The following is a 25,495-nucleotide window of genomic DNA, read 5'->3' on the forward strand; positions in this document are numbered from 1 at the left end:
CCTCCTACTCTGAAGCTTTTAATTCAAGAATCATATCCCGTACATTAGCAGCGGTCTCAAAATCTAAAGCTTTGGCAGCATCTTTCATCTCTTTTTCTAATTTCATTAATAATGTAGCTTTTTCCTCTCGGGACATTTCTTCGTAGGATACTTGGACTGTTTCTTTCGCATCACCTTCAGATTCTTTCGTGATGGAAATCAAATCACGAATTTCTTTGATGATCGTCTTAGGTACGATACCATGTTCTTTGTTGTAAGCCTCTTGGACTGTACGACGTCGTGCAGTTTCATCCATCGCTAACCGCATAGAGTCAGTTATTCTGTCTGCGTACATGATTACTTTACCTTCTGAGTTTCTTGCAGCACGCCCAATAGTTTGGACCAATGATCGCTCACTACGCAAGAATCCTTCTTTATCCGCATCCAAAATAGCCACTAGAGACACTTCAGGCACATCAAGTCCTTCACGAAGTAAATTGATTCCGACTAAAACATCAAATTCTCCTAGACGCAAGTCACGAATGATTTCTGTCCGTTCAAGTGTTTTGATATCACTATGAAGATATTTGACTTTGATTCCTAATTCTTTGAAATAATCCGTTAGATCCTCTGACATTTTTTTCGTTAACGTTGTCACAAAGACCCGCTGATCTTTTTCCACTCTTTCATTGATTTCTCCGACAAGATCATCGATTTGTCCCATGATCGGCCGTACTTCAATGATTGGATCAAGCAAGCCAGTTGGGCGAATAATCTGTTGAACCACCGTATCAGTCTGTTCATACTCATATGGTCCCGGTGTAGCAGAAACATAAACGATCTGATTTACATGTTTTTCAAACTCTTCTAGTCGTAAAGGTCGATTGTCCAGCGCAGATGGTAAACGGAACCCATAATCTACCAGCATTTGTTTTCTGGCACGGTCGCCATTATACATTCCTCGGATTTGTGGCATCGTAACATGTGATTCATCCACTACGATCAACGAATCTTCCGGGAAAAAGTCAAGTAGCGTATAAGGCGGTTCTCCTTCTTTACGTCCGTCCATATGACGTGAATAATTCTCGATCCCTGAGGTATACCCCATCTCCAACATCATTTCAATATCGTAATTTGTTCGCTGTTCCAACCGCTGTGCTTCAAGCAGTTTGTTTTCATTACGCAGAACGGCTAGTCGTTGCTCAAGTTCAGCTTTTATATTCGCCACTGCATGTTCCATATGTTCATCATTCGTTACAAAGTGAGTGGCTGGGAAGATAGCTACATGTTCCGTCTCGCCAAGTACTTCTCCTGTTAAGGCATTGACTTCTCTGATCCTCTCAACTTCATCACCAAAAAATTCTACTCGCAACGCCCGCTCATCACGGGAAGCTGGGAAAATTTCCACGACGTCACCGCGCACTCGAAAACGACCGCGCTGAAAATCAATATCATTTCGTTCAAATTGTATGCCTACCAAACTCCGAATCAATTGATTACGATCTAGTTCTGCGCCTTGTCTGATCGATACCACTTGTTTTTGGTATTCAAAGGGTGACCCCAATCCAAAAATACAAGAAACGGAGGCAATCACGATCACGTCGTTTCTTTCTAATAAAGAACTCGTCGCTGAATGTCGTAATTTATCGATCTCGTCGTTTACACTTGAATCTTTTTCAATATACGTATCGCTTGATGGCACATAAGCTTCTGGTTGATAATAATCATAATAAGAAACAAAGTATTCCACCGCATTATTCGGAAAGAACTCCTTAAACTCTCCATACAATTGACCAGCTAATGTCTTGTTATGGGCAATGATCAAGGTTGGCTTATTTACTTTCTCGATCAAATTCGAAATCGTATAAGTTTTCCCTGTTCCTGTTGCGCCTAATAGTATCTGTGCTTTTTTACCCTTTATCACGCCATCAACTAACTGAGTGATTGCTTCTGGCTGATCCCCAGCTGGCTGATATTTCGACACTAGTTCAAAGTGGCGGGAGGTATCTCTTTCTATCATTTTTCATCCTCCTTTTCATTCTCTCCCTTTCATTTTACGACCCGCAAAAAGAAAAGGAAAGCAAAGGCATTCCCTGTTTAGAAATTATACCACACCGAACATACTTTCGCCACTTAAATGCGCCACGAAAGAATGTCAGTTTTTTATTGTGAATGTCATATTTCCTGACACGAGTTGTCAGAAAAAGAGATTTTTTTCATTTTTTTATGCACAAAATCTTGTCTAGTTTATCTATTTTCGCCTATAATATAAAAACATGAAATAGCTATCGAAAAACTTAGGAGGTTGATTATGAAAAAAAGGCATTTTCTTTACTCAATTATTTTCATAATGATAGGACTTGTTACATTTGCCACTGGCTACGGTGTACAAGCTGACAATACAAAAACTACGGAATCAAGCACAAACGAGACGATGCAAAAAATAGAGCCTAAAAAAGACACTTACATCATTGCAAGTGATTCGGCTTTTGCACCATTCGAATTTCAGAACGCTGATGGTGAATATGAAGGAATTGACGTCAAACTCATGGAATCTATCTCAAAACTCCAAGACATCAATATCCGCATGGATTATCGCGGTTTCGCTGCTGCTCTACAAGCTCTAGACTCCGGTCAAGCCGACGGTATGATTTCAGGAATGACCGTAACAGATGAACGAAAACAAAGTTATGATTTTTCTGATCCTTATTTCAACAGCGGTATCCAAATCGCTGTCAAAAAAGGCGATACTTCAATCAAATCATATAAAGACCTAAAAAATAAAACTGTTGGCGCCAAGGTAGGAACTGAAAGTGCGGACTTTTTAGATGCTAATCAGAGTAAATATGGCTACAAAATCAAATATTTCGATGCAGCCGATCAATTGTATGACGGCTTGAAAGTTGGCGCCATCGATGCTATGATGGATGACTATCCAGTAATCGGTTATGCCATAAAACAAGGACAAGCACTTGAAACACCCATCAAAAGAGAATCAGGCGGTGTTTATGCATTTGCTGTCAAAAAAGGCCAAAACCAAGAACTTCTTCAAATGTTCAACGAAGGTTTAAAAGAATTAAAACGAACTGGCGAATACGATAAAATCATCAATAAATACATTTCAGATGACAGCAGTTCAGAAAAAACAAAAGCAAACGAATCAACAATCGTTGGTTTGATCCAAAATAATTACAAATCCTTACTTAAAGGTTTATGGAAAACAATTCTTTTAACGCTGATCTCATTTGCTTTAGCATTAATCGTGGGAATCATTTTCGGCTTATTCAGTGTAGCACCGATCCGTGTATTACGTACACTTGCTACCATCTATGTCGATATTATCCGTGGTATCCCAATGATGGTACTAGCATTCTTCATTTTCTTTGGACTGCCAGGTATTCTTGGATTTACCATCCCTGATTTTATTGCCGGGATCATCACATTGACCTTGAATGCTAGCGCGTATATCGCTGAGATTGTCCGCGGTGGGATCAAAGCTGTACCAGTAGGTCAAATGGAAGCATCTCGCAGTCTAGGTTTGCCATACAACCGTACAATGCAAAAAATCATTTTGCCACAAGCAATCAAGATCATGTTACCGTCATTCGTCAACCAATTTGTTATCTCATTAAAAGATACAACCATTATTTCAGCAATTGGCGTTGTCGAATTATTGCAAACTGGTAAAATTATCGTTGCCCGTACGACGCAAAGTACGTATGTGTACTTGATCATCGCAATCATGTATTTGATCTTGATCACTGCCCTAACTAAATTAGCAAAAGTTTTAGAAAAGAAGGTGAAATAACATGGCAGAAAAAATCTTGGTAGAACATCTTGTAAAAAAATACGGTGACAATACTGTTTTGAACGACATCAACGTTTCAATCAATGAAGGCGATGTTGTTTGTATCATCGGCCCTTCTGGTTCAGGAAAAAGTACTTTTCTTCGTTGTTTGAATCGTCTAGAAGAACCTTCAGATGGCGATATCATCATTGACGGCGCACATTTGATGGATAAAAATACAGACATCAATCTTGTGAGACAGCATATTGGAATGGTATTCCAACATTTCAACCTGTTCCCTCACCTTTCAGTTTTAGAAAATATCATTTTAGCTCCAATGGATCTTAAAAAAGAAACAAGAGAAGCCGCAGAGAAAAAAGCAATCAAATTGCTTCAAACTGTTGGTCTCGAAGATAAGAAAGATATGTATCCAGAAATGCTTTCCGGCGGACAAAAACAACGTGTCGCTATCGCACGCGCATTGGCGATGAATCCTGACATCATGTTATTCGATGAACCAACTTCTGCTCTTGATCCAGAAATGGTTGGCGATGTATTGAATGTTATGAAAAAGTTAGCCAAACAAGGAATGACCATGGTCATCGTCACCCATGAAATGGGCTTTGCTAAAGAAGTCGCTAACCGCGTCATGTTCATCGATGATGGAAACTTTCTAGAAGATGGCACACCACAACAAATCTTTGAACATCCACAAAATGAACGAACAAAAGATTTCTTAGATAAAGTATTGAACATCTGATCTCATCAGATATTGAAATGAACACCATTCATAAAGAACTATAGGTACACAAAAAAACGGATCGAGGCTGGGCAAAAGTAAGAAACACTTCTGTCCCAGCCTCGATTCGCTTTTTCATGTGCAAATACAAAATATCATTCAGTATAAAAAGACCGAGTAAACAACAGCAATGCGATCCAACAGTTGTTACTCGGTCTTCATTTTTTAATTTGACTAAAACAATCGCCTTCAAGCTATCAAAAACGACTATTTACGCTTTTTTCCACCAAACGCATCCTTGACCTTATCAAAGAAGCCATCTTCTTGTTGTTCTTCAACCTTCATTCCACCAGCTTCAGCAAATGCACGCAAGGCTTCACGTTGTTGCTCATTAAGATTCTTAGGCGTGATCAGTTTCACTTTGACATGTTGGTCACCCGTAGCCCCACCACGAAGCTTAGGCGCACCCTTGCCACGTAGACGGAAGTTTGTCCCAGTTTGAGTTCCCGCAGGAATTTTCAATTTCACATCCCCATGGACAGTTGGCACTTGTACCTCGTCACCTAACGCAGCTTGAACAAAACTCAAAGGTAATTCATAATAGATTTCTGAACCATCACGATCAAAGATATCACTTTCTTCTACACGGAAAATAACATAAAGATCACCGAAAGGCCCACCATTTTCACCAGCCTCACCTTGGCCAGCTAAACGCATTTGTTGCCCTTCTTCTACACCAGCTGGTACATTTACCTTCACTGAGTGAGCTTTCTTTTCATGACCAGAGCCATGACAAGTTGGACAAGGATCTTTGATTTCTTTCCCAGTACCATGACAGACATCACATGTTTGACGACTCATCACTCGTCCAAGTGGTGTCTGACGTTCTACATTGATCGTACCTGAGCCATGACATTTGTGACAAGTCGTTGGTTGTGTTCCTGGTTTTGCACCATTCCCATTACATGTATGACAGACTTCTTCACGGTTGTATTTGATTTCTTTTTCAACACCAAAAATCGCTTCTTCAAAAGAAAGGTCTACAGTATATTGTAAATCCGCTCCTTGACGAGGGGCATTAGGATCAACCGTTCGGCCGCCTCCTCCAAAGAATGAGTCAAAGATGTCTTCAAATCCACCAAAGCCACCGCCAGAGAATCCACCAAAGCCGCCGCCAAAGCCACCACCGGCTCCGCCAGCTCCACAATTAGGATCGGTACCAGCATGACCATATTGATCATAGGCAGCACGCTTTTGCGGGTCACTTAAAATCTCATAAGCTTCTGATACTTCTTTGAATTTTTCTTCTGCATCAGGTTCTTTATTGATATCTGGATGGTATTTCTTTGATAGCTTACGATAAGCTTTTTTGATTTCGTCTTCAGAAGCTCCTTTTGTGAGCCCTAAGACTTCATAATAATCACGTTTTGTTGCCATAGGCTTTCCTCCTATTGGTTCTCATCATTTCCACGTCGCTTGTTATCATATCATATTTTTACTAAAACAAAAACTGCAACTTTGAAGTATTTTCAAAAGAAAAAGCCAAAGTAGCAACTTTGGCTTTAAACATGCGCGGTCTTAAAGAAACAGAGCCATAAAACCATTATCGGCTGACTATTTCAAACTTTTATGGCTCTATCGTTTTCTTAGCGACCTCTGCTTACTAAAGTGTCCAAAGGCCTTCCTCTAATGAAGACAATCTTGAATACACGAAGAAATCTCAGCTCTATCCTCAGCCCTATTCAAGACTTGTTTTCCATATAAATAGCCTATTTACAAACAACTCGACGAGTCAATTATTTTTTGTCGTCGCCATCGACTTCTTCAAAGTCAGCATCTACAACGTCGTCAGCTCCATCTTGCGCTGCTTCTGGATTTTCTTGTGCTTGTTGTTGTGCAGCTTGTTCGTAAAGTTTTACAGTAAGGTTTTGTACGATTTCATTCAATGCGTCACGTTTTGTTTTCATTTCTTCGATATTGTTTGCTTCTACAGCTGCTTTTAATTCATCACGAGCTGCTTCTGCTTTTTTCACTTCTTCTTCGTCAACTTTACCTTCTAATTCTTTCAATGTTTTGTCAACAGAGAATAGTAATGCATCTACATCGTTACGAAGATCTACTTCTTCTTTACGAGCTTTATCTGCTTCTGCATTTGATTCAGCATCTTTGACCATACGTTCAATTTCTTCATCTGTTAAACCTGAAGAAGATTTAATTGTAATTTTTTGTTCTTTTTGCGTACCTAAATCTTTAGCTGACACGTTAACGATCCCGTTTTTGTCGATATCAAAAGTTACTTCGATTTGAGGGATCCCACGTGGTGCAGCAGGAATATCTGTCAATTGGAATCTACCCAGTGTTTTATTGTCAGCAGCCATCGGACGTTCCCCTTGTAATACATGGATATCTACTGCTGGTTGATTATCTGCAGCTGTTGAGAATACTTGTGATTTACTTGTAGGGATCGTTGTATTACGATCGATCAATTTTGTAAATACACCACCCATTGTTTCGATACCTAACGATAATGGAGTGACATCAAGTAAAACAACATCTTTCACATCACCAGTGATAACTCCACCTTGGATTGCAGCACCCATAGCAACTACTTCATCTGGGTTCACTGATTTATTTGGTTCTTTACCTGTTTCTTTTCGAACTGCTTCTACAACAGCAGGAATACGCGTTGAACCACCGACTAAGATCACTTCATCGATTTCTGATTGAGACAAACCAGCATCTTTCAACGCTTGACGTACTGGAACTTTTGTACGTTCAACTAAATCAGCTGTTAATTCATCAAATTTTGCACGAGTCAATGTCATTTCTAAGTGTAAAGGTCCAGCTTCTCCAGCAGTAATAAATGGCAAGCTGATTTGTGTGCTAGAAACACCTGATAAATCTTTTTTCGCTTTTTCTGCAGCATCTTTCAAACGTTGCAACGCCATTTTATCTTGTGCTAAGTCAATACCATTTTCTTTCTTGAATTCTGCAACCATGTAGTCGATAATCTTGTTATCGAAGTCATCCCCACCTAAATGGTTGTCCCCAGCAGTTGACAATACATCAAATACACCATCTCCTAATTCAAGGATAGATACGTCAAATGTACCACCACCAAGGTCAAATACTAAGATTTTTTCGTCGCGGTCTGTTTTGTCTAAACCATAAGCAAGTGCTGCAGCTGTTGGTTCGTTAACGATACGTTCCACTTCTAACCCAGCGATTTTCCCAGCATCTTTTGTTGCTTGACGTTGCGCATCATTGAAGTAAGCAGGAACTGTAATAACAGCTTTTTCAACTTTTTCGCCTAAGTAATCTTCAGCAAAACCTTTGATATATTGAAGGATCATTGCAGAGATTTCTTGAGGTGTATAAGATTTACCTTCAGCTTCTACTTTGAAGCCAGCTTCACCGATATGGCGTTTGATTGATGAAATCGTATTTGGGTTTGTAACTGCTTGACGTTTTGCTACTTCCCCTACTTGGATTTCACCATTTTTAAATGATACAACAGAAGGAGTTGTACGATTACCTTCTGGATTTGCGATGATTTTTGCTTCGTTTCCTTCTAATACAGCAACAGCAGAGTTTGTTGTACCTAAGTCAATTCCGATAATTTTACTCATAATTAACGTCTCCTTATCTTTACTAAACTTTTTTATTCAATCATGACTTTTTACTGCGCGACGATGACCATTGTCGGTCTCAACACGCGATCATGTAATTTATAGCCTTCTTGAAGAACTTCTACGATCGTATCCGCAGGAACATCTTCCGATGCAGGTACTGTTTGTACCGCTTGATGGAGGTTTGGATCGAATGCTTCACCCTTTGCAGGGATTTTTTCAATACCTTCTTCTCTAAGTGCATGTCTCAAACTTTCCAAAACCATTTCCACACCTTTTTTCAGGCTAGCGCCTTGGTCATCGGAAACTTCAGTTGATAATGCACGTTCTAAATTATCGATAGAAGGTAATAATTTTTTTGCTAAATCTTGCGAACGATATTTTTGCAACTGTTCACGTTCGTTCTTCCCACGATTTGCCATATTCGCGATTTCTGCACGAGCACGCAAATATTTATCTTCCATTTCTTCAAGTTCAGCTTTCAAATTCTCGATTTCAAATTCTTCGGCTTCAATTTCAGAAACACCGGAATCTTCGACAGCTTCCATATCAATTTCCGGGTCGGGATGAGTATCCGTAACTTCTTGATCTAATTCTTCTTGGTTTTCTTTCACGATACAGTCTTCCTTTCATTATTCAGTCAGCTGTTTGATTAATTCAACCTTACCTGGAGAATCTAATCCTTACAATCCGTTTTAACACTAAGAACCTGATAAATCAAGTGAGCGGTAATAGTCGGCAAGTTTCACCGCTAATTCCTGACGATAGACATCCACCAAACCAAACATCTTAGAATACGGCATGCTAGTTGGTCCTAACAATGCTATTGTACCTCGACCATGCCCGGCAATCTCGTAACTTGCTTGGATCATACTCATATTCTGCAAAAGATCGTTTCCTAGTTCAGTACCAATCTTGATATGGATATCACTATCCATCGGCACGATCATCTGCATCAATTCATAAGTATCAGTCATAAAGGAAAACATCGACTTGAATTGATCAAGATCCTGGTGTGGTTCATAATCTAGTAGATTCATTTGTCCACTTACATAAACTTTATCTTCAAACGCATGACCGAGTACCGTATCAAAAAGATTAGACATCCCTTCAGTTGTTTGGAAGTACTTATGCAAGATCATTGGAATTTCTGTTCGCAATTTGTGATAGACTGTCACTAGAGGATCTCCCACTAGACGATCATTGACAATGCGAACCATTTTTTCTAGGTCTTGACTTCCTAAATTCTCTGGAAGTGTAAATACTTGGCTTTCCACATTGCCTTTGTCCGTCACGACGATTGCAATAATCTGTCGGCTGTTCAAAGGAATGATTCGAAATCCAGTTAATCGGCGGTCTTTGATTTCTGGCCCTAACGAGAAAGTCGTATAACTAGTCAGCTGGGATAAAATTTCAGCAGATTGCTTGATGATCTCGTTGATTTCATGAAACTCTTTGCTTAAAGACTGCCGAATCTGTTGCAAATCATCGTTTGGCACACGAGCCGGCTTTAGCAAATGGTCCACGTAATAACGATAGCCAAGTACTGAAGGTATCCTTCCTGAAGACGAGTGAGTCTTAAGCAAAAAGCCTTCATCTTCTAGTGCTTTCATATCATTGCGAATTGTTGCCGAGCTTGCCTCGACTCCTTCTTCCATTAACGTTTTGGAACCAACGGGCACGCCACTACTCGTATAGCTTTGGATGATCAGACGTAAAATCTCACTTTGTCTTTGTGTTAACATCTTCCTCACCTCTTGTTAGCACTCTTATCTTCTAAGTGCTAACCCACTTACTAATATAGCAAGAAGCCCTACCTGTGTCAAGAAAAACAACTCTATTATTAGCACTCTCTTAAACCGAGTGCTAATAATAGAGCTAACCAGTAAGACTATTGATCTATCAGTATTTCATCAGCTTTTCAAACCTTTTTAAAAATACTTTTTACTTTCTTTTTTTTGCTTTTTATAAAAATTTAACGTTTTAAAAATGGTTTCAAATTTCATCTCCTAATAAAAAACGTTCAAATACATTGTTTCCTAAAAATATTCCTTTAGGTGTAAGATAGATTCTCTCATCATCATTAACAAGCAAACCCTCATTTTCTAACTCAATCAGCACAGTCGAATACAATGATTCTATTGAACATTGGTAACGCGTCCGGAAGTGTTTTTTTGAAATCCCCATTTTTTTCCGCAATCCCAAAAACATTTCTTCTTCTATCTGATTTTTCTTAGACAGTTCCTCTTTTTCTAAAATAGGCAACTCCCCTTGTCTCAATGGACGTAGATAATGTTGGATCGGTCCCTTATTTCGATAACGATTATTCCCAAGATAGCCACTAGCACCTGCACCAAAACCAAAATAGTGGTCATTGTTCCAATACATCAAGTTATGCTGAGACTCATGCCCATTCAAACCAAAATTACTGATTTCATATTGGTGACGCCCATGTTTCTCCATTGCCTCGATCGTTTCTTCAAACATCCTTGTCTCTGTTTCTTGATCTGGCAACTCCAGTCTCCCTTGTCGTACCCAATTCATAAACATTGTTTTATTTTCTAAAATTAATGAGTACAATGAATAATGAGGTAAATCAAGCGTTAAAGCCTGCTCTAATGTCTGACGATATCCTTCAAGTGTTTGACCTGGAAGAGCATAAATCAGATCAATACTTACATTATTAAAATTCTCCGCTTCCAAAAAGGACATCGTTTGATAAACATCTTCAGCTGTATGTTTTCGACCAATTTTTTTCAATAATTTATTGTCAAAAGTCTGCACTCCCATTGATAAACGATTAACCCCATAATTTTTCATCACCTGCAGCTTCTCACGCGTAAGGTCACCAGGATTGGCTTCCACAGTAAACTCTTTCCCCTCTTTAAATGGTAAGATTTCCCGTGCACCCGCCAACAAGCGATCCAACTGATTAGCTGACAGTGATGTTGGTGTGCCACCACCAACATATAACGTCTCTAAATCAGCCACCGGATATTTCTCAATCATGATTCTCATTTCTTCAAAAAGCATCTCAACATATTCATCGACCGGCTGCCCCTCTAGAAAGACTTTATTAAAATCACAGTAATAACAAATGTGCTCGCAAAACGGGATATGGATATACGCAGAAACCTTACGCTCTGCGGAATTTATTGTTTCATTCATTAATTTTCTTTCTCCTTACGTCGAAAAGTCGTACCGATTTTCGACCTTCTTTAAACGGTGTTCAAGTACTAGCTCCTTGAAATAAGCCATAAATTTCTAAAACATGAAAAGCTGTTTGAGAAATTTCTTTCTTATTGTCATCGGAGCTACCTAGCACTCTCACGACCTCTTATCAAACGGTGTTCAAGCGATTGCTCCTGCGGAATTAAGTTCAAAAAATACAAAAATATGGAAAGCTATTTTCGATTTTTCGCTCTTAATTCTTGGAGCAGATCATCGCTTTCACGACCTCTCATTAAACGGTGTTCGCAAAGCTGACCTTAGGCATTAAGTCAAAATCTGCAAAAATATGGAAAGCTATTTTCTCAGATTCTTCCTTAATTGCTCAGGTCATAGCGCTTTGCTTACGACCTCTCATATACGCATACTAACTGTAATCGGTAAACAAATCCACTAAAAAATCCAAGAAACGACTTCTTGGATCACTTTTTCTTTGGTGGCATTCGTTACCTGATTATAAATTTCCAGTGTTGTTTTCATATTGGCATGGCCGACACGATCCATGATTGCTTTGATTGGGACACCAGCTTCAGCCAATAGAGAAATATGTGTGTAACGAAAAGTATGCGTAGTTACATGCTTATTAAACTCTGGATATTTTTCTCTTAAGATATCTTTGACACAGCGAACTGGCTTTTTATTATTTCCACGTCCATTCATAAACTCATTAAAGGAATGATACACAACTGGCGTACCATTTTGTGTTTGGAAAATCGTGGTGGAAAAAAGAAATTGTTCAGAAGCCTTCACTTTTTTGTGATAAGAAGTCTGGTTCTTTCGCTGATACGTCTTTATAAAAGTCCCTTTTTCTCGTTGCCTCATCTCCTTTTGTCTCGCTTCATTTATGTGAATTCGATTTCGAATAATTGCAAGAGAACAACCATCCAAATCGATTTCTCGAAATGAACAAGACAGAACAGAAAGAGGGTTTCTTCTTTCTGTTCTGTCCAAATTATTCTAAGATTTCTCTTTACCAACATCATTTGACAATGAGCCTATTTTTATAACTACTATTGATTTATTTCATTTTTCTGTTCAAATGCAGAAATATAATCCATAAAATAAATATCTTTTTTTGTAACATTCTCATGCGTAATACCAGATAATATACGAACATCAGAAGATAAGAGTAAGCTGTTTGTTTCGACTATCCCCACTGATTTGTCAATAAAGACATATATTTGCTCATCTTCAAACAACGAATCTGTCCTATTATTAATATTTAATGCTTGTTGGTAATATTTCTTACTCTTTTCATTGTTTATCACAATAAAAAGCTTTATTGATACATTTCTTGTCGGATTATAATAGATCGAATTCACGACATTTATTGTTAATAATTCAATACGCTTTTTTAGAAAAAAATCAATCGACTTTTCCTCTATATCAACGATTTGCTTCAAAATATCCATTGTTTTTTTTCGTTCATCCACATATATAAAAGAATCTTCATACTTGGTTGATAACTCAGAAAAATTTAACAATTTTTTCTCCTTTCACTAGTTAATGATTACTATTCCATTATTGATTATACCTGAACGCCATCCATATATAAGATAATAGGCTTGTAAGTTTGACACAGAAACTCTCACTCTAGTTTCTCTCGTTGGTATAGACATTGTACCTACATAAGTTGTTCCAACTAGACTAGCAGTTGTATTTCTAAAGTAATTATTTATGTTCAAATATGTTGCTGGACCAATTAAATTTAAATTCGTTGCTTTGATATTATTTGCACGCCAAGAACTAATAGATTCTGTTCCCGACCAAGCAAGATACAGCTGACAAGTGGTACCACTCATACGAATGATATTTGCCCCAATAATAGTGGGGCCTCTCAATAGTTGATCCGCACTTCTAGGTTTCAAAATCTCACTATCTATTTTTTTTAAACGTTGTTGATTCATTTCTATTAAGGTCTCTTCAATTGGCACATCTGAAGGCAAATCCTCTAAATCCAATATCGTTGTATCTATGAAAATATTTTCTTGATTGTCTGCTCGTACAACCACAATCGAGAAACAAGATAGAAACAATGTAAACAAGACTACAATTAGTGAGTAGATAAATCCCTTTTTATAATAACCAAAGTTATCCTCAAATGCATAATTCATTATTAAGCCCTCCTAATAAACTTTAAATTATTCGGGATCCCAAATTGATTATAAACAAAAAAAGAAAGCGATTTCTGCTTTTTGTAAAATAAAATCGGAATACTTTTCTTCTTTAAGAGTAATGAATCGACAAGTCTTCATAATCAAAATAGCTTTCACTATTCTGAGGTTCATCTAGAGTCAACTCATTTGCTGAAACAATCATACTGCTACTTGTTGCTACTACAGACAAAACAAAAGTCACTGCGATTATGCTGATCCATGCCTTCAATCCTTGATGTTTCTTTTTCATTATGTATCCTCCAAAATTTATATTTGTCTTATAAAGACATGGTCACTATAAATTAATCACAACGTTATTAATCACTCGCATCATAAAAAGTTTTTTTAGAAGCATAATTGTCATTATTTCATAACTAATAAAAAACGGTAAGATTTTTTATATGAATTCAGATTCGGTAATGAAGTGCTCAAAGTATCAACCATTTACTGCGGTGGCAATAATCAAAGCTACTTTAGTAACGATTCCCTCTACAAGTGGGCCAAGAAATAATAAATCTAAAATCGGGTGTCCAAAGTGATAACAAGTAAAATAATTACCATTAGGCATAAGACCTAAATGCCTCATAAAATTTTCCGCTTTTTGTTCCAGAACAATATCCGTATACATTTTTAATTCCCCCAACAATAAATTGTATTGATAGCTATACCTGCTGTAATTGTCTATTGATGCAAGGGCATTGACCAAGATTTGCATTGCATTTTCTCCTTGCAACGCATCCCAAACGCCCTTTTCAAAGGATAACGAACTTATAATAATACAAGTAATATATTTTATAAAATTACGAGTCATACAATGAGACAAAAATGTTCCTTACTTTTGTCCCACGCTCATGTAGACTTTTTCATACAAAATAAACAACTTCAAATTTAGAAGAGTTCAATCTCCGTTAGCATTCGTATTTTTGTAAAGTTTCATTTCATAAATTTCTTTTTGTAAATCTTTAATTTCTGTCTGTTGATTTGATACCTTGATGGATAAAGATATTCCGACAAAAGACAATAAAAGTATCGCAATAAAATCATAATGTAAAACAATGAACCTGAAAAACTCTCTAAATATACTCATCTATCTATACTCCATTCCTTTTTTCATCTATCGTACATGTAATCATTAAAACCTAGTGCTGCGGGTAAGCCAAAAGTAGCAATAATTCCTGTCATGATCCAACCACCATTGGGCTTATAACTTTTTTTACTAAGTATCCCTCGAGACACACACTGTTTAGCTGCATATCTTCCAGCATTATACATTCCCGAAACAATTGCTATTGCACCCCCAACAATACCAATGATTGATTCTATTGCAATCCTTCCTTGTGGCTTAGTACTTAAAAATTCTAAATAACCATCCATTAACTTATCCTGATTATGTAGAGTTACAGTTTTCCCGTAAAAATAGTCTTTGAAATATTCTACAGTTGTATTGTTTCCATTCTTTTCTAAATATTCTACTGCTTTGTTATAATTTTCGTTATTTTCATCCAAAACATAAGTTTCGTCATTCGAACCAGATGGATTACTAACAGGTGGGACTGGAAATTTTTCCTTCCGCTAAAGTTGAAACTGTTGGAGTCAAACTTCCTGTAATAGTAATTAATGAAAAAAGACCAGCTATAAATTTTACTTTTTTTGAAATCATTTCTGAACACTCCTTTAATTATATTTACAAAACAATCGTACTATGCAAATATATAAGTAGCCATCAAATTGGCTTTACATAGCACTTTACATAGTACTTTACTTATCGTTTTATAAATTTTTTGCAAGGAGGATTAAATGATTAACGTATCTTACAAAATAAAAAGTGAACGCCTTAAAAATAATTTCACTCAGGAGGATTTGGCAGAAAAGATTTTTGTTTCTAGGCAAACTATTTCTAGCTGGGAAAATGGTCGTTCCCTTCCAAACTATGAAAACCTTGTTCTGTTATCAAAGCTTTTCAATATCCCCATTGATCACTTTTATTCAGCTCCTGATTTAGAAAAAAATAGAGATATGCACTCTGATGGCGGAAAACACAAGTCAACAAAATCTGAACTATGGAACTTAGGCTTAATAATTTTATTGGTAATATCCGTTTTCATTCCTTATTCAGCTCCTGTCTCTCTTTGTGTTCTTTTTACATGGAAAGAAAAAGTTACCCCAAAATTTTTTACAACAGCACTCTTTTTTATCATTTTTGTTACCACTCTGGAAGTTTTAGTAACCATCTTTGTACTGACTCATTTTTTACTTTAATCTCTTGAATACTAGCTACAGAAGAACGTGGGACAAAAGTAAGAAACACTTTTGTCTCATTGTTTAAAAACGAATAAACGGTGGGAGCAGAAGCAACTCCTTCGGAAATAAGGAGTTGCTTCTGTCCCAGCCTCTTTTTTCTCCAATTTTTCACACCTAAACGACTTTTGTCTCGACCTCTCTTTATTGTGCTTCAAATTTGAAGATCATCGTGAAGTTACAGTGTGCAGATTTCTTATAGGAACCATAATAATCTCCTGAAAAGATGAAGTTACCTTTTTCTTGCACATGTAAAGTTCCTAACGTTTGTTTTAGTGTAGTATCAACTGCAAATGATTGGTCGAGAAATCCTTCCGATGTGATTAATTTTAACTCTACCCCTGCTTTTTTTTCTTCCGGCGAAGATGCCTGATCTAGCAAGGGAATAGTGGAAGCTGGATCAACTTTGATTTGAGAGATTTGGACATCCACAGGTACACTAGAATGGTTGACGATTTCATATTTGGGTGAATTAACGGTCCCTTGTTGGATATCCGTAGAACCGAAAATCACTTTTTGCGGAAGTGAAATATCGATCAATTCTTTGGCGTCCAATACATTGATCTGAATCGTCTGCCTCAATTGCCCTATCGCTAATGTTGCGGCGTATGTGCCAAATTTATTTTGGACATTCTGTGTGATTACTTTGATGTCTGATTTTTCTTTTCCTGAGGATATATCCCACGCTTTTGCTTTACTTTTTTTTAGTATAGTTTCATCAATCGTCGTTCCATCGACTTCATTAGAATAAAGTGTAAAATTTTGTGTACTTAGGACATATTGTTTATCGTATATACTATGATCGTCATAAACAAATACACCCACTCTTACTTGGCTTTTATTGCCATTTCGATCTGCTATTTCTACGGTTGTACTGGTTAAGCCCACTTTAGAGGTATCAGGAAGTACAAGATATTTGCAAGAAAGTTTTGTCACATCTTCATTATCTTTTAGATTTGTCACTGTCGTCAGTGGGTCAGTTGGCAAAGATCCATTTATCGGAACCATTTGTAAAACACCGTCTGCACTTGGGGCAGTTATATCAGGTTTGACATTCAAGCTTGCTTTCACCTTTACTGTGTTTTTTGATGCATCTGTAGCAAGAATGGTGACTTCTTGCGTACCACTTTGATACCTATCTGGTTGCTTTTCAAACGAGTATGCGATCACACCATCGGGATCATTATCCGTAGCAGAAACAATGAAGTCACTTGGATCGATTTTTTCGCCATATTCAATTGTTGCACTCTTTGTTACTACGTTTGGCGGAGTCGTATCCACACCCTCGATCGTACTAGTGAATTTTGCTTGATTTTTTGACTGGTCTTCCAGAATCAATTGGATTGGCTGTGTTCCTTTTTTTAACTGTTTAAAATCAAAAGATGATAGAATATCCACCGTTTGCCAATCATTATCATATGGTTCATAGTCGAAAAGATCGACAAGATTAGGCAATGTTCCGATTTCCATCGTCAGCGGATCTTTCAATCTTCCAGTAGGTGGGGTCGTGTCGACTACGGTAAAGGGAATGACTACTGCCTTCGTATATTTAGTATCTGAAAAGACAAACTTCCCCTGAGTAGCTCCTAATTTACTATCATCTAGTTTTTCCTGCATGTAACTCGTTACGGAGCCTGTGTTTCCAGAATAATCTACAAATGTCAGTGGATCTATCTTTTTAGGATCATAGAGATTCAATTCAATTCGATTGGTAGATTTTGGTGTAACAGTAAACTGTATTTGTTCCACAGTAACGTCTATAGAATCAGTAAATGTACCAGTTGAACCAATTTGATCGTTCACGCTCCACCATGTGCCAAGTACTTTTTCTTGTACTCGGAAGCTCCATTCCAAATGGTATTCGATCGTGACCAATACGTGATCGTTGTTTCCTTTTCCACGTTTCATTTGAATATTATGATTGGAATAGCTAACTGCGAGTGTATCAGTATCATTGGAAGTGATTTTTGTAATTATTCGTTTAGCAGAACCTGTATAATTGTATTCATTCCGTTCATTATACTGATAGCTTTGCTCAAAATCAGGTGAAAAATCTGTTCCTATCGTATAACCTTCTGTCGCAGCAACAGGGGTTTGAGAAAAATAATCCTTCATCATCTGCCACTGGGACTCAGTCACATCTTGTGCCACTTCTCTCGCAGTACTTCCTGAATCACTTGCATAACTATCTGTAGAAAAGGAACAGCAAAAAAACAACACGAAAAAGAGAGTTAGTCCTAGTTTTTTTTGTTTGATTCATTGATTGTTCCTCCTTATCCAACAAATATCAATTACGATCATCACTAACAATATGCCTAAAATAGAAAGGACAGTAGTACTTCCTGTAGCTTCGAATAGTTTTGGAAATGTATTTCTGGGAATGAACTCTGAAACTATTGGTTCATTTTCTGCTACAGAAGGATTGCCGATGATCCCTTCAACAGGGATATCTTTATAGGACTCTACTGATTCTGCATAGCTAAAGGAAGGGTGCAAAAAGAGAAAAATAAGTAAGCTCGTCACTGAAAAAATTCCTTTTTGCTTTTTCATTATTGCTCCTATTTTGCTTCAAATTTCAAAACCATATCATACTGCGGTTGGATCGCTGTTTGACTAAATTGAAATCCCTTTGCTATATTTCCTGTCAATTGAAAAACAAGTTTTTCTCCTTGTGTGGTGATTGCACCTAAATCTGCAGGAAACTGGGCTGGATTATTCGCGTCAGTTGTGTGTAGAGGAACAACTATATTACTTGTCACATTTTTCAAATCCAGGGCAAGCTGATCACTGATTTTTTCAGCATCCGACTTTCCTGTGGCGGGTTTTGCACGATCCTTGAAATCCATAATTGCTATTTCAACACTTTTGGATGAAAGATTTTTGATCTCATAATTTGGTGAGATGATACCTGAGCTAATATCCGTCTGTCCAAATAAGATTTTTGTAGGAATTTCTACATCTATCCAAGCTTTATCTGTGGGTCCTGGATTTGGTAGAGATGGATCAACTGGTTTCGTTGGATCAAATTCTTGGAATGTTCCTTCTGCTGGTAAGGTCGCAGAATCTTGTTTTTTGATTTCTTGTGTCTGCATATTAGGAGCATTTTGACCATTCTCATACGCATAACCTTTTGTTCCACTCAAAATTGCAAAACTACTGAACAGTAGTACGCCGGTAACTTTTATTAAATTTACTTTTTTCACTTTATTTTCCTCCATTTATTCTAAAACTACTGATTGATTGCAAGCTGGCCCACGATAACTGTTTCGCCGACTTTCTGTTTTAGATTTGTAAGTTCATAGTAAATAACATGATGGTTCACTTTATAAACACCCTGTGGTATGGCCTTTTTCAATTCACCATTCTCGACAAACTGTTTCGGTTTGATCATTCCTGAATCATAGATAATCGCTTCTTGGTTTTCGATTGTTGTTTGTACGCGAATTGCATAATGGTTACTGTTTGGGTTTAATATCGTGACTTTCCCCACCTTGTCTGCTTTCTCAAAAAACATATCCGATTCCATTTTTAAGCGAAATTGACTCTTGTCTGCTTGCCCTTGCAAATAAGCCGAAAATTCTTTATCAGACATATTTTTGACATATTTAGATTCTGCCCCGTTTGTTTGATTTGCTACAACGACTGGTCTTGTGTAATGTGTTAAATAATAGTAGTAGCATGCCACCCCAATAAAGCAGCTACACAATAGAATCAAGACTATTCGTTTGACTTTTCTGAATTTTTCCAACTTTTTCTACCTTTCCTCTATTTTTTCGCTCCCTCTGTTGTTATAATCATGTTGGATTTACCTGTATAATTATTTGTCCAACGATGATAAAAATAACTATAAAACAATATTTATTGTCGCGCGAGTTCATTTTCAAACTATCGTTAGATGATAATAGGAGGAAAGTTATGAAAAAATTGTTGGAAAATAAATTATTGAAACATTATTTAATCATTAGTTACTTACTACCCCGAAGATGGGAAAAAATCAGAGATATTGCAAAAACAACAGGATTATCTGAAATTACGATTCGTCAAAATATCAGTGAAATCAACCAGTATATTCTGCCTGCAAAAATAAATAGTAGCCAACAGCGAGGAATACGTCTGTTTCTGCCACCACAGCAAAACGGCTTCTTTATTTTTTCGAAATTGTATAAACAATCATTGCGTTTTACATTATTGGAAGAAATCTTTATCAATCATTATCCTAATCTCACCTCACTGGCTGACAAGCTTTTTTTAGTACCTCAACATTGAAGAGGAAAATTGCTGAACTTAATCAACTACTTGCTCCCTATAGTTTATCAATTGACTCGAGTCAACTAAACATCGTCGGCGATGAACGAAAAATCTGCTGGTTTTTCTTTTGCTTTTTCACTGAAAAATATGGTGTTTCTGATGAATTTATACGTGATGATGCACTGGACTTATTCGATGAGATCTACAGAGAGTTTTTTTCTTACTATCCAGAATTGTTTGTTCCTCAACGACAAGTATATGCGTATCGCAATAAATTTCGGATCATGCTCTTTATTTGCTTTTCACGGATTCGCAAAGGTCATCTATTTACTAGCCAAACAAAGCAAACAGTCAGAAAAGATTTCCAATTGTCCCATCAAGTATGCAGTAAAATATATGAAAAATATAAGATAGCTGTAACTCCTCAAATCACTTACCAACTATTTTATGTCTTTTTCAATAAAAATTTTGCTTGGTCGATTGAAGAACTGCGGATAAAATCTCAAAAAAATAATCAAATCAATCAAATTAGATCTGCTCTCTTAGATTTATTGAATACCATCGAACAGCAAGAAAAGCTGAGAGTGGAGAATAAAAATGACCTATTGCTTTATTTATATAATGCAACCACCTATGTCTGGGGGCCTGCGACGATTTTATACAATCCCAATGAAGAATTCTTTCGTCAATTAAATAATTACTATACTAGCTTTACACAAAGAATCTACATAATGATCAAAGAGTCCCTTACGAAGGAACCGTTGGCTATCTATCTCGATTCTTCTGTTATCAATAAATTTTTATTCATGTTGGTTACTTCTTGGATCAGTTTATCTGAACAGTTGGAAACGATCGCACCTAAAGTGAAGACAGGCTTATTCTTTAATACAAGCTATGAACATAGCCTTTTTCTAAAAAATGATCTCCAATTCCATCTAGGGTTTCGCTTAGATATCCATTCTTTGAATCACCTTACACTGTCTGAAGTATGTCATTCTGCGAATAATTACGATTTGCTGGTTACTGATCTTCCATCTTTGAGTCTAACAGAGTGCGAAGTCGTTTCTATCCACTCTAATCCTACTCCTGAAGACTTTAAAAATATTTTGCATTCTTACAATCGCATCGTAAACAATCATTGGAACCATGATTTTCTAAAACTTCAAAAACACAATAGCATTTATAAATATTAGAGGAACATATTTTTAAAATTTTCAGATTTTTTCTGTATAAGCTTGATACTGCATAATAATACAGTTATAATGACAAAAAATCATTGATAGAGAGAGTAACTGATGGATGGAGATTAAGAGAGCGATCGGGTGGTGTGAAATCGTATTTCCTCTATAAGTGAAAGTAGCTCTGGAGATGCGCAGGTGACGTAAGAAGTTTGTGACGGTGATCCCCGTTATCGGATAATGCGCTTCATTTTTATTGAGTCGATGAGAGATTGTTTGATTTTTCAAACAAAAAAACGGTGGTACCGCAATTGACTATTGTCCGTTGGAATAATTATTATTCCAGCGGGCTTTTTTGTATTTACCACCCAAAGAAAGGAAGATGGATATGTATCTTAGCAAGGATGATCGAGTCTCATCAAAAATCACACTGCTCATTTTTAACTAAAAAGACAAGGTTTTTTTATGATGGAAAAATTATCTATAAAGAATTTATTATTAGTTGCTTCACTTATTTTTGGTATGTTTTTTGGCGCAGGAAAACTTGCGGAACAGCTGAGTGTGACAACGCGTTCTATTCGAAATTATTTACAAGAAGGAAAACTACACGGAACTAATGCAGGTGGTAAATGGCGTTTTACCGAACAAGATCTATATGATTCTTTATATGGCGTCGAAGAGAACAACCAGGACCAAGAAAACAAGCGGATTTTTGAAGCTCCTGTCACATTAAAATTTTCACTTATCACTACTGACTTTTATGCAATGCAAAAGTTTAAAGATACTGTTTTTACTTATCATCTAGATGTCTATGCCAATAAAAAAGAGCGTCTACTTCACTATCAACACCTCAAACAGAACCACTATGAACTAACCATTGGAGGCAACTTCAATTATGTGATGAACTTTAGTCATTGGATCTACAAATTACTCCAAAAACAATCGTCGATTACCTTGAAAAAAATGGCAAGTTCTTACCAAGAAAAAATATTGCAAAAAACAATTGCTGACACAGATCTAGTTCCTTATACTTTGGTCAGCAATTGCTTTTGATCCCCCCTCATGTGAGCAAATCATTCAAATCATCAACATAGATTAAACACAACTTTATCTAGAAGAATTTTTTAGGACCTCAGCTATTTATTTCAAGATTGATTTTCCATATCCTATTATTCTTAGCCTTTCCCGCCTTGGAAAGAAGGGTATAAGGTCATACCACCATCCACAAATAAGGTGATCCCTGTAACATAACTAGATTCTTCAGAAGCTAACCAAGCAGCCGCAGCGGCAATTTCTTTCGGTTGGCCAACTCGTGCCATCGGTATCATGTTTTCAAGTATTTCTTTTTGCTTTGGATCCTCAAATTTTTCCGCATTGATTGGCGTTTTTATGGCTCCCGGACCAATGCTGTTGATTCGAATATGCTCTGGGGCATACTCCATAGCGACAGTTTCCGTAAACAATTTGACTCCACCTTTTGATGCAGCATAGTGGGCAAAAGTTGGCCACGGAATTTGTTCATGGACGGAAGACATATTGATGATATTTCCTTTTCGATTTTCACCTTTAAAATAATTCAACGCTGCTTTTGTCCCTAAGAATACGCCTGTTAGATTCACTTTGATAACTTTTTCCCAATCTTCTAAGCTTAGTTCATGAGTTGCAGATTGATTTTCCATGCCTGCATTGTTTACCCAAATATCCAGTTGTCCGAATTTATTGAGAGCTGTTTCTAATAGGCGATTGATTCCTTCTTCTGTGCTGACATCTGCCTGAACAGCAACTGCCTCTCCTCCAGCTTCTTTGATTGCAGCAACAGCTTCATCTGCTCCTTTTTTGTCTGAATTGTAATTAACAACGACCTTCATTTTTTCTTTACCAAAACGTTCTGAAATGGCTGTTCCGATTCCTTTTGAACCACCAGTTACTACGGCTACCTTATTTTCAAGATCTTTATACATCTATATTTCCACCTTTCTTGATCTTTTATGATCAACTTATTTAAAGTGTACTATACGACCTACCATTTCAAGCAAACAATACGCTTACGAATAGTTGCACCAATAACATGCTGTATGTCAAAAAAAGGTATGAAACAAAAGAAATAAATACTTTCGTCTCACACCCTAAACACGAATAAATAGCAGAAGGAGTTTTTCCTTGGAAAAATAAGTCAACAATCCACAAAAGAATGAAAAGTAATTTTTGAGACTCATTTCCTCATAATGAACCATTTCTGTCCTAGTTTCTCTTCCTAAAATTTAGTTAAAATAGTCCGCCGTTGCTTGTTCATCTGCTTGTAATTGGTCGATCAAAGCTTCCGCACTCGAAAATTTCACTTGATCTCTCAGGAAATGATTCCAACGGATAGTGACATGTTCCCCATAAATATCTTGTGCAAAATCTAAAATATACAGTTCAACAGTCAATTCACGACCCTCGCCAAAGGTATCATTATGCCCAATCGAGCCCATTGCTCTATACCAAGTATCGCCAACTTTGATTTCAGTGACATAAACTCCTTCTTTAGGAAGATGAACGGTACTCTTGACCTTCACGTTAGCTGTAGGAAATCCTAACAAACGACCACGAGCATCCCCATGTACGACTACACCTTCTACTTCATAAACTGATCCTAAGAGCTTAGTGACTTCTTCTAATTTGCCATTATCTAATAAGTGACGTATGCGTGTGGAGCTTATTTTTTCTCCTTCATTTTCTTCCTTCGGGATCGTCACAACTTCAAATCGCTTTTTAGCGTACTGTGGCAAGTGTGCAACATCTGCAATCTCTCTTGGACCATACGTATAATCGAAACCTGAAACAGCGTACTTTGCATGTAGTCCCACGATATATTGATCGACAAAATCTTGTGGAGCTAAATGTGCAAACGAAGAAGTAAAATCAATTTCATAGAGATAATCAACACCTAACGCTGCCATTTTTTCTTCTTTCTGTGCTAATGTCGTCAAATATTTAACCTGACTGGGATTGATTTTTTTAAAAACGATTGAAGGATGCTGATTGAAAGTCATCAATGCCAACTTTAATCCTTCTTTTTCCGCAATTTTTTTGCCTGTTTGTATTACTTTTTGATGTCCTTTATGCACACCATCAAAAAAGCCTAATACTAATACAACATCCTCTTTAGGGATTTGGTCCATTTGATAGGGATGTCTGATTTTAATTATTTTCATGTTTTTATACCTCGTTTCTCAACACTTTACTTGGTTTTAATTTGTTTTTTTCTTTAGGGTTCGGTTGGTAAATGCTCACGACTTGGTCACGATAGAAAAGAGCAATTTCCTCTGTGGGCATACGATCCAATTGAAAGACGTTGTATTCAAGACGCATCCCATTTTTAACCTTCTGCCATACATCATCACTGATATCTACCCGTTTGAAGCGAGCAACCCCAACTTCCAATGGCAGCAGATGCGCTTCTATCGTTCCACTTTCCTTGTAATCTGCTACTTGTTGTAATGTAATTGCCTGTTCTTTTTTCATTCCGGCACTAGCCGTACGAGTCAAATCTGACATATGTGCAGGATAGCCTAGTTTTTTGCCTGTATCAACAGCTAATGTTCTGACGTAGGTACCCTTGCCGCATTCTACTTCGAAACGCCAAGACAATAGCCCATCTTTTTCGTTCCAATGAATATCACTTGTTCGCTCAAAACGATAGATTTGGGCTTTGCGCACTGGTCTTTCTACTGCTTCGTTATTTCTGGCATATTCGTAAAGTCGTTTGCCATTCACTTTTACTGCAGAATACATCGGAGGAATCTGTGTGATTTCGCCAACAAAACTCTCCATCACAGCATCTATTTGCTCGTCTTCTAAAGGTATACCCACACGTTTGCTCTCTACTTTTTCTCCGGAACGATCTTCAGTAGTTGTACTAAAGCCTAGGGTGATTTCTCCTTCGTATGTTTTACCTGAATCTGTTAAATATTCGATGACTTTCGTCGCTTTTCCAATACAAATCGGTAAAACACCATCTACATCAGGGTCCAATGTTCCGCCATGCCCGATTTTTTTCGTATGTAAAATTTTTCGTAATTTAAATACACAGTCATGACTGGTCATGCCACGTTCTTTCCATAAAGGTAATAAACCATCCATAATTTTTCTCCTTTTCATTTGAGGTATCAACTGTACAATTATAACACATCAAATGTATTTGCTAACGACTTTGAATCGCTTCTCTACGGTTTTTGTTCTTTAGCAATAGAACTGTAATAAATCTTCAT

General features: G+C 37.1%; 24 protein-coding genes, 2 pseudogenes and 1 other annotated feature. Of the genes and pseudogenes, 6 read left to right on the forward strand and 20 right to left on the reverse strand.

The window, feature by feature from the left end:
• Positions 1-4 precede the first annotated feature (4 nt).
• A complete protein-coding gene (gene uvrB, locus IGI47_RS09125) occupies positions 5-1,999 on the reverse strand; it encodes an excinuclease ABC subunit UvrB (RefSeq protein WP_311930945.1) in 1,995 nt (664 codons plus the stop codon).
• A gap of 291 nt (positions 2,000-2,290) precedes the next feature.
• On the opposite strand from uvrB, the gene IGI47_RS09130 reads away from it, so the two are divergent.
• Together IGI47_RS09130 and IGI47_RS09135 are read left to right on the forward strand one after the other, a co-directional pair.
• Positions 2,291-3,787 carry an amino acid ABC transporter substrate-binding protein/permease gene (locus IGI47_RS09130; protein ID WP_438784013.1) on the forward strand — a complete coding sequence of 499 codons (1,497 nt, stop codon included), beginning with the start codon at positions 2,291-2,293 and terminating at the stop codon, positions 3,785-3,787.
• Position 3,788: 1 nt separating this feature from the next.
• Positions 3,789-4,526, forward strand: a complete 738-nt coding sequence (locus IGI47_RS09135; RefSeq protein ID WP_005880043.1) for an amino acid ABC transporter ATP-binding protein — start codon at positions 3,789-3,791, stop codon at positions 4,524-4,526.
• A 246-nt stretch (positions 4,527-4,772) separates the two neighbouring features.
• Here the strand turns inward: IGI47_RS09135 and dnaJ are convergent, their stop codons facing one another.
• The 12 genes and pseudogenes from dnaJ to IGI47_RS09195 all read right to left on the reverse strand — a co-directional run bounded on the left by dnaJ (position 4,773) and on the right by IGI47_RS09195 (position 15,024).
• Positions 4,773-5,942, reverse strand: a complete 1,170-nt coding sequence (gene dnaJ, locus IGI47_RS09140; RefSeq protein ID WP_438784014.1) for a molecular chaperone DnaJ — start codon at positions 5,940-5,942, stop codon at positions 4,773-4,775.
• 359 nt (positions 5,943-6,301) lie between these two features.
• A complete protein-coding gene (gene dnaK / locus IGI47_RS09145; RefSeq protein WP_311930942.1) occupies positions 6,302-8,134 on the reverse strand; it encodes a molecular chaperone DnaK in 1,833 nt (610 codons plus the stop codon).
• 50 nt (positions 8,135-8,184) lie between these two features.
• Positions 8,185-8,748, reverse strand: coding sequence for a nucleotide exchange factor GrpE (gene grpE / locus IGI47_RS09150; protein ID WP_005880049.1), 564 nt, complete (start codon positions 8,746-8,748; stop codon positions 8,185-8,187).
• A gap of 87 nt (positions 8,749-8,835) precedes the next feature.
• Positions 8,836-9,879 (reverse strand): heat-inducible transcriptional repressor HrcA, encoded by a 1,044-nt coding sequence (hrcA, locus tag IGI47_RS09155; RefSeq protein WP_311930941.1) that lies wholly within the window; start codon positions 9,877-9,879, stop codon positions 8,836-8,838.
• Between the two features lie 250 nt (positions 9,880-10,129).
• Entirely contained in the window at positions 10,130-11,302 is a 1,173-nt protein-coding gene (hemW, locus tag IGI47_RS09160; RefSeq protein WP_438784015.1) for a radical SAM family heme chaperone HemW, read from the reverse strand.
• Positions 11,303-11,755: 453 nt separating this feature from the next.
• Positions 11,756-12,268 (reverse strand): annotated as a pseudogene (locus tag IGI47_RS09165) (tyrosine-type recombinase/integrase); the annotation flags it as partial.
• A 104-nt stretch (positions 12,269-12,372) separates the two neighbouring features.
• The gene (locus IGI47_RS09170; RefSeq protein ID WP_311930939.1) at positions 12,373-12,846 is read right to left on the reverse strand and encodes a hypothetical protein; all 474 of its coding nucleotides are present in this window, start codon (positions 12,844-12,846) and stop codon (positions 12,373-12,375) included.
• Between the two features lie 15 nt (positions 12,847-12,861).
• Positions 12,862-13,476, reverse strand: a complete 615-nt coding sequence (locus tag IGI47_RS09175) for a hypothetical protein (RefSeq protein WP_438784017.1) — start codon at positions 13,474-13,476, stop codon at positions 12,862-12,864.
• Positions 13,477-13,588: 112 nt separating this feature from the next.
• Entirely contained in the window at positions 13,589-13,768 is a 180-nt protein-coding gene (locus tag IGI47_RS09180; protein WP_438784018.1) for a hypothetical protein, read from the reverse strand.
• Between the two features lie 186 nt (positions 13,769-13,954).
• Positions 13,955-14,233, reverse strand: coding sequence for a hypothetical protein (locus tag IGI47_RS09185; protein ID WP_311930935.1), 279 nt, complete (start codon positions 14,231-14,233; stop codon positions 13,955-13,957).
• 183 nt (positions 14,234-14,416) lie between these two features.
• Positions 14,417-14,605: a hypothetical protein gene (locus IGI47_RS09190; RefSeq protein WP_311930934.1), complete on the reverse strand. Its 189-nt coding sequence runs from the start codon at positions 14,603-14,605 to the stop codon at positions 14,417-14,419.
• A gap of 23 nt (positions 14,606-14,628) precedes the next feature.
• Positions 14,629-15,024 carry a hypothetical protein gene (locus IGI47_RS09195; RefSeq protein WP_438784019.1) on the reverse strand — a complete coding sequence of 132 codons (396 nt, stop codon included), beginning with the start codon at positions 15,022-15,024 and terminating at the stop codon, positions 14,629-14,631.
• 291 nt (positions 15,025-15,315) lie between these two features.
• Between IGI47_RS09195 and IGI47_RS09200 the strand changes: the two genes are divergently transcribed.
• On the forward strand, positions 15,316-15,777 hold the full coding sequence (locus IGI47_RS09200; RefSeq protein WP_438784020.1) for a helix-turn-helix transcriptional regulator: 462 nt from the start codon (positions 15,316-15,318) through the stop codon (positions 15,775-15,777).
• A gap of 183 nt (positions 15,778-15,960) precedes the next feature.
• Here IGI47_RS09200 and IGI47_RS09205 read toward each other — a convergent pair whose 3' ends face one another.
• The 4 genes from IGI47_RS09205 to IGI47_RS09220 form a co-directional block, all read right to left on the reverse strand.
• Positions 15,961-17,955 carry a hypothetical protein gene (locus IGI47_RS09205; RefSeq protein WP_438784022.1) on the reverse strand — a complete coding sequence of 665 codons (1,995 nt, stop codon included), beginning with the start codon at positions 17,953-17,955 and terminating at the stop codon, positions 15,961-15,963.
• A 117-nt stretch (positions 17,956-18,072) separates the two neighbouring features.
• On the reverse strand, positions 18,073-18,366 hold the full coding sequence (locus IGI47_RS09210) for a hypothetical protein (protein ID WP_311930929.1): 294 nt from the start codon (positions 18,364-18,366) through the stop codon (positions 18,073-18,075).
• Between the two features lie 8 nt (positions 18,367-18,374).
• Entirely contained in the window at positions 18,375-19,019 is a 645-nt protein-coding gene (locus tag IGI47_RS09215) for a hypothetical protein (protein ID WP_438784023.1), read from the reverse strand.
• A 26-nt stretch (positions 19,020-19,045) separates the two neighbouring features.
• Complete coding sequence (locus IGI47_RS09220) at positions 19,046-19,564, reverse strand: hypothetical protein (RefSeq protein ID WP_311930927.1); 519 nt, start codon at positions 19,562-19,564, stop codon at positions 19,046-19,048.
• Between the two features lie 167 nt (positions 19,565-19,731).
• On the opposite strand from IGI47_RS09220, the gene IGI47_RS09225 reads away from it, so the two are divergent.
• The 3 genes and pseudogenes from IGI47_RS09225 to IGI47_RS09235 all read left to right on the forward strand — a co-directional run.
• On the forward strand, positions 19,732-20,082 hold the full coding sequence (locus tag IGI47_RS09225) for a hypothetical protein (RefSeq protein WP_438784024.1): 351 nt from the start codon (positions 19,732-19,734) through the stop codon (positions 20,080-20,082).
• Positions 20,079-21,257, forward strand: coding sequence for a helix-turn-helix domain-containing protein (locus IGI47_RS09230; protein ID WP_438784025.1), 1,179 nt, complete (start codon positions 20,079-20,081; stop codon positions 21,255-21,257). Before IGI47_RS09225 ends, IGI47_RS09230 begins: the two co-directional genes overlap by 4 nt.
• Positions 21,258-21,331: 74 nt before the next feature.
• Positions 21,332-21,571: a binding site (T-box leader), on the forward strand.
• A 193-nt stretch (positions 21,572-21,764) separates the two neighbouring features.
• A pseudogene (locus tag IGI47_RS09235) lies at positions 21,765-22,199 on the forward strand (helix-turn-helix domain-containing protein); the annotation flags it as partial.
• A 218-nt stretch (positions 22,200-22,417) separates the two neighbouring features.
• Here the strand turns inward: IGI47_RS09235 and IGI47_RS09240 are convergent.
• From IGI47_RS09240 to truB, 3 genes are all read right to left on the reverse strand, one after another.
• Positions 22,418-23,203 (reverse strand): glucose-1-dehydrogenase, encoded by a 786-nt coding sequence (locus IGI47_RS09240; RefSeq protein WP_311930925.1) that lies wholly within the window; start codon positions 23,201-23,203, stop codon positions 22,418-22,420.
• A 300-nt stretch (positions 23,204-23,503) separates the two neighbouring features.
• A complete protein-coding gene (ribF, locus tag IGI47_RS09245) occupies positions 23,504-24,439 on the reverse strand; it encodes a riboflavin biosynthesis protein RibF (RefSeq protein WP_311930924.1) in 936 nt (311 codons plus the stop codon).
• A 4-nt stretch (positions 24,440-24,443) separates the two neighbouring features.
• On the reverse strand, positions 24,444-25,367 hold the full coding sequence (truB, locus tag IGI47_RS09250) for a tRNA pseudouridine(55) synthase TruB (protein ID WP_311930923.1): 924 nt from the start codon (positions 25,365-25,367) through the stop codon (positions 24,444-24,446).
• Positions 25,368-25,495 lie beyond the last annotated feature (128 nt).

Source organism: Enterococcus sp. AZ191, assembly GCF_051713845.1.
In the GTDB taxonomy this organism is placed as follows: domain Bacteria; phylum Bacillota; class Bacilli; order Lactobacillales; family Enterococcaceae; genus Enterococcus_B; species Enterococcus_B durans.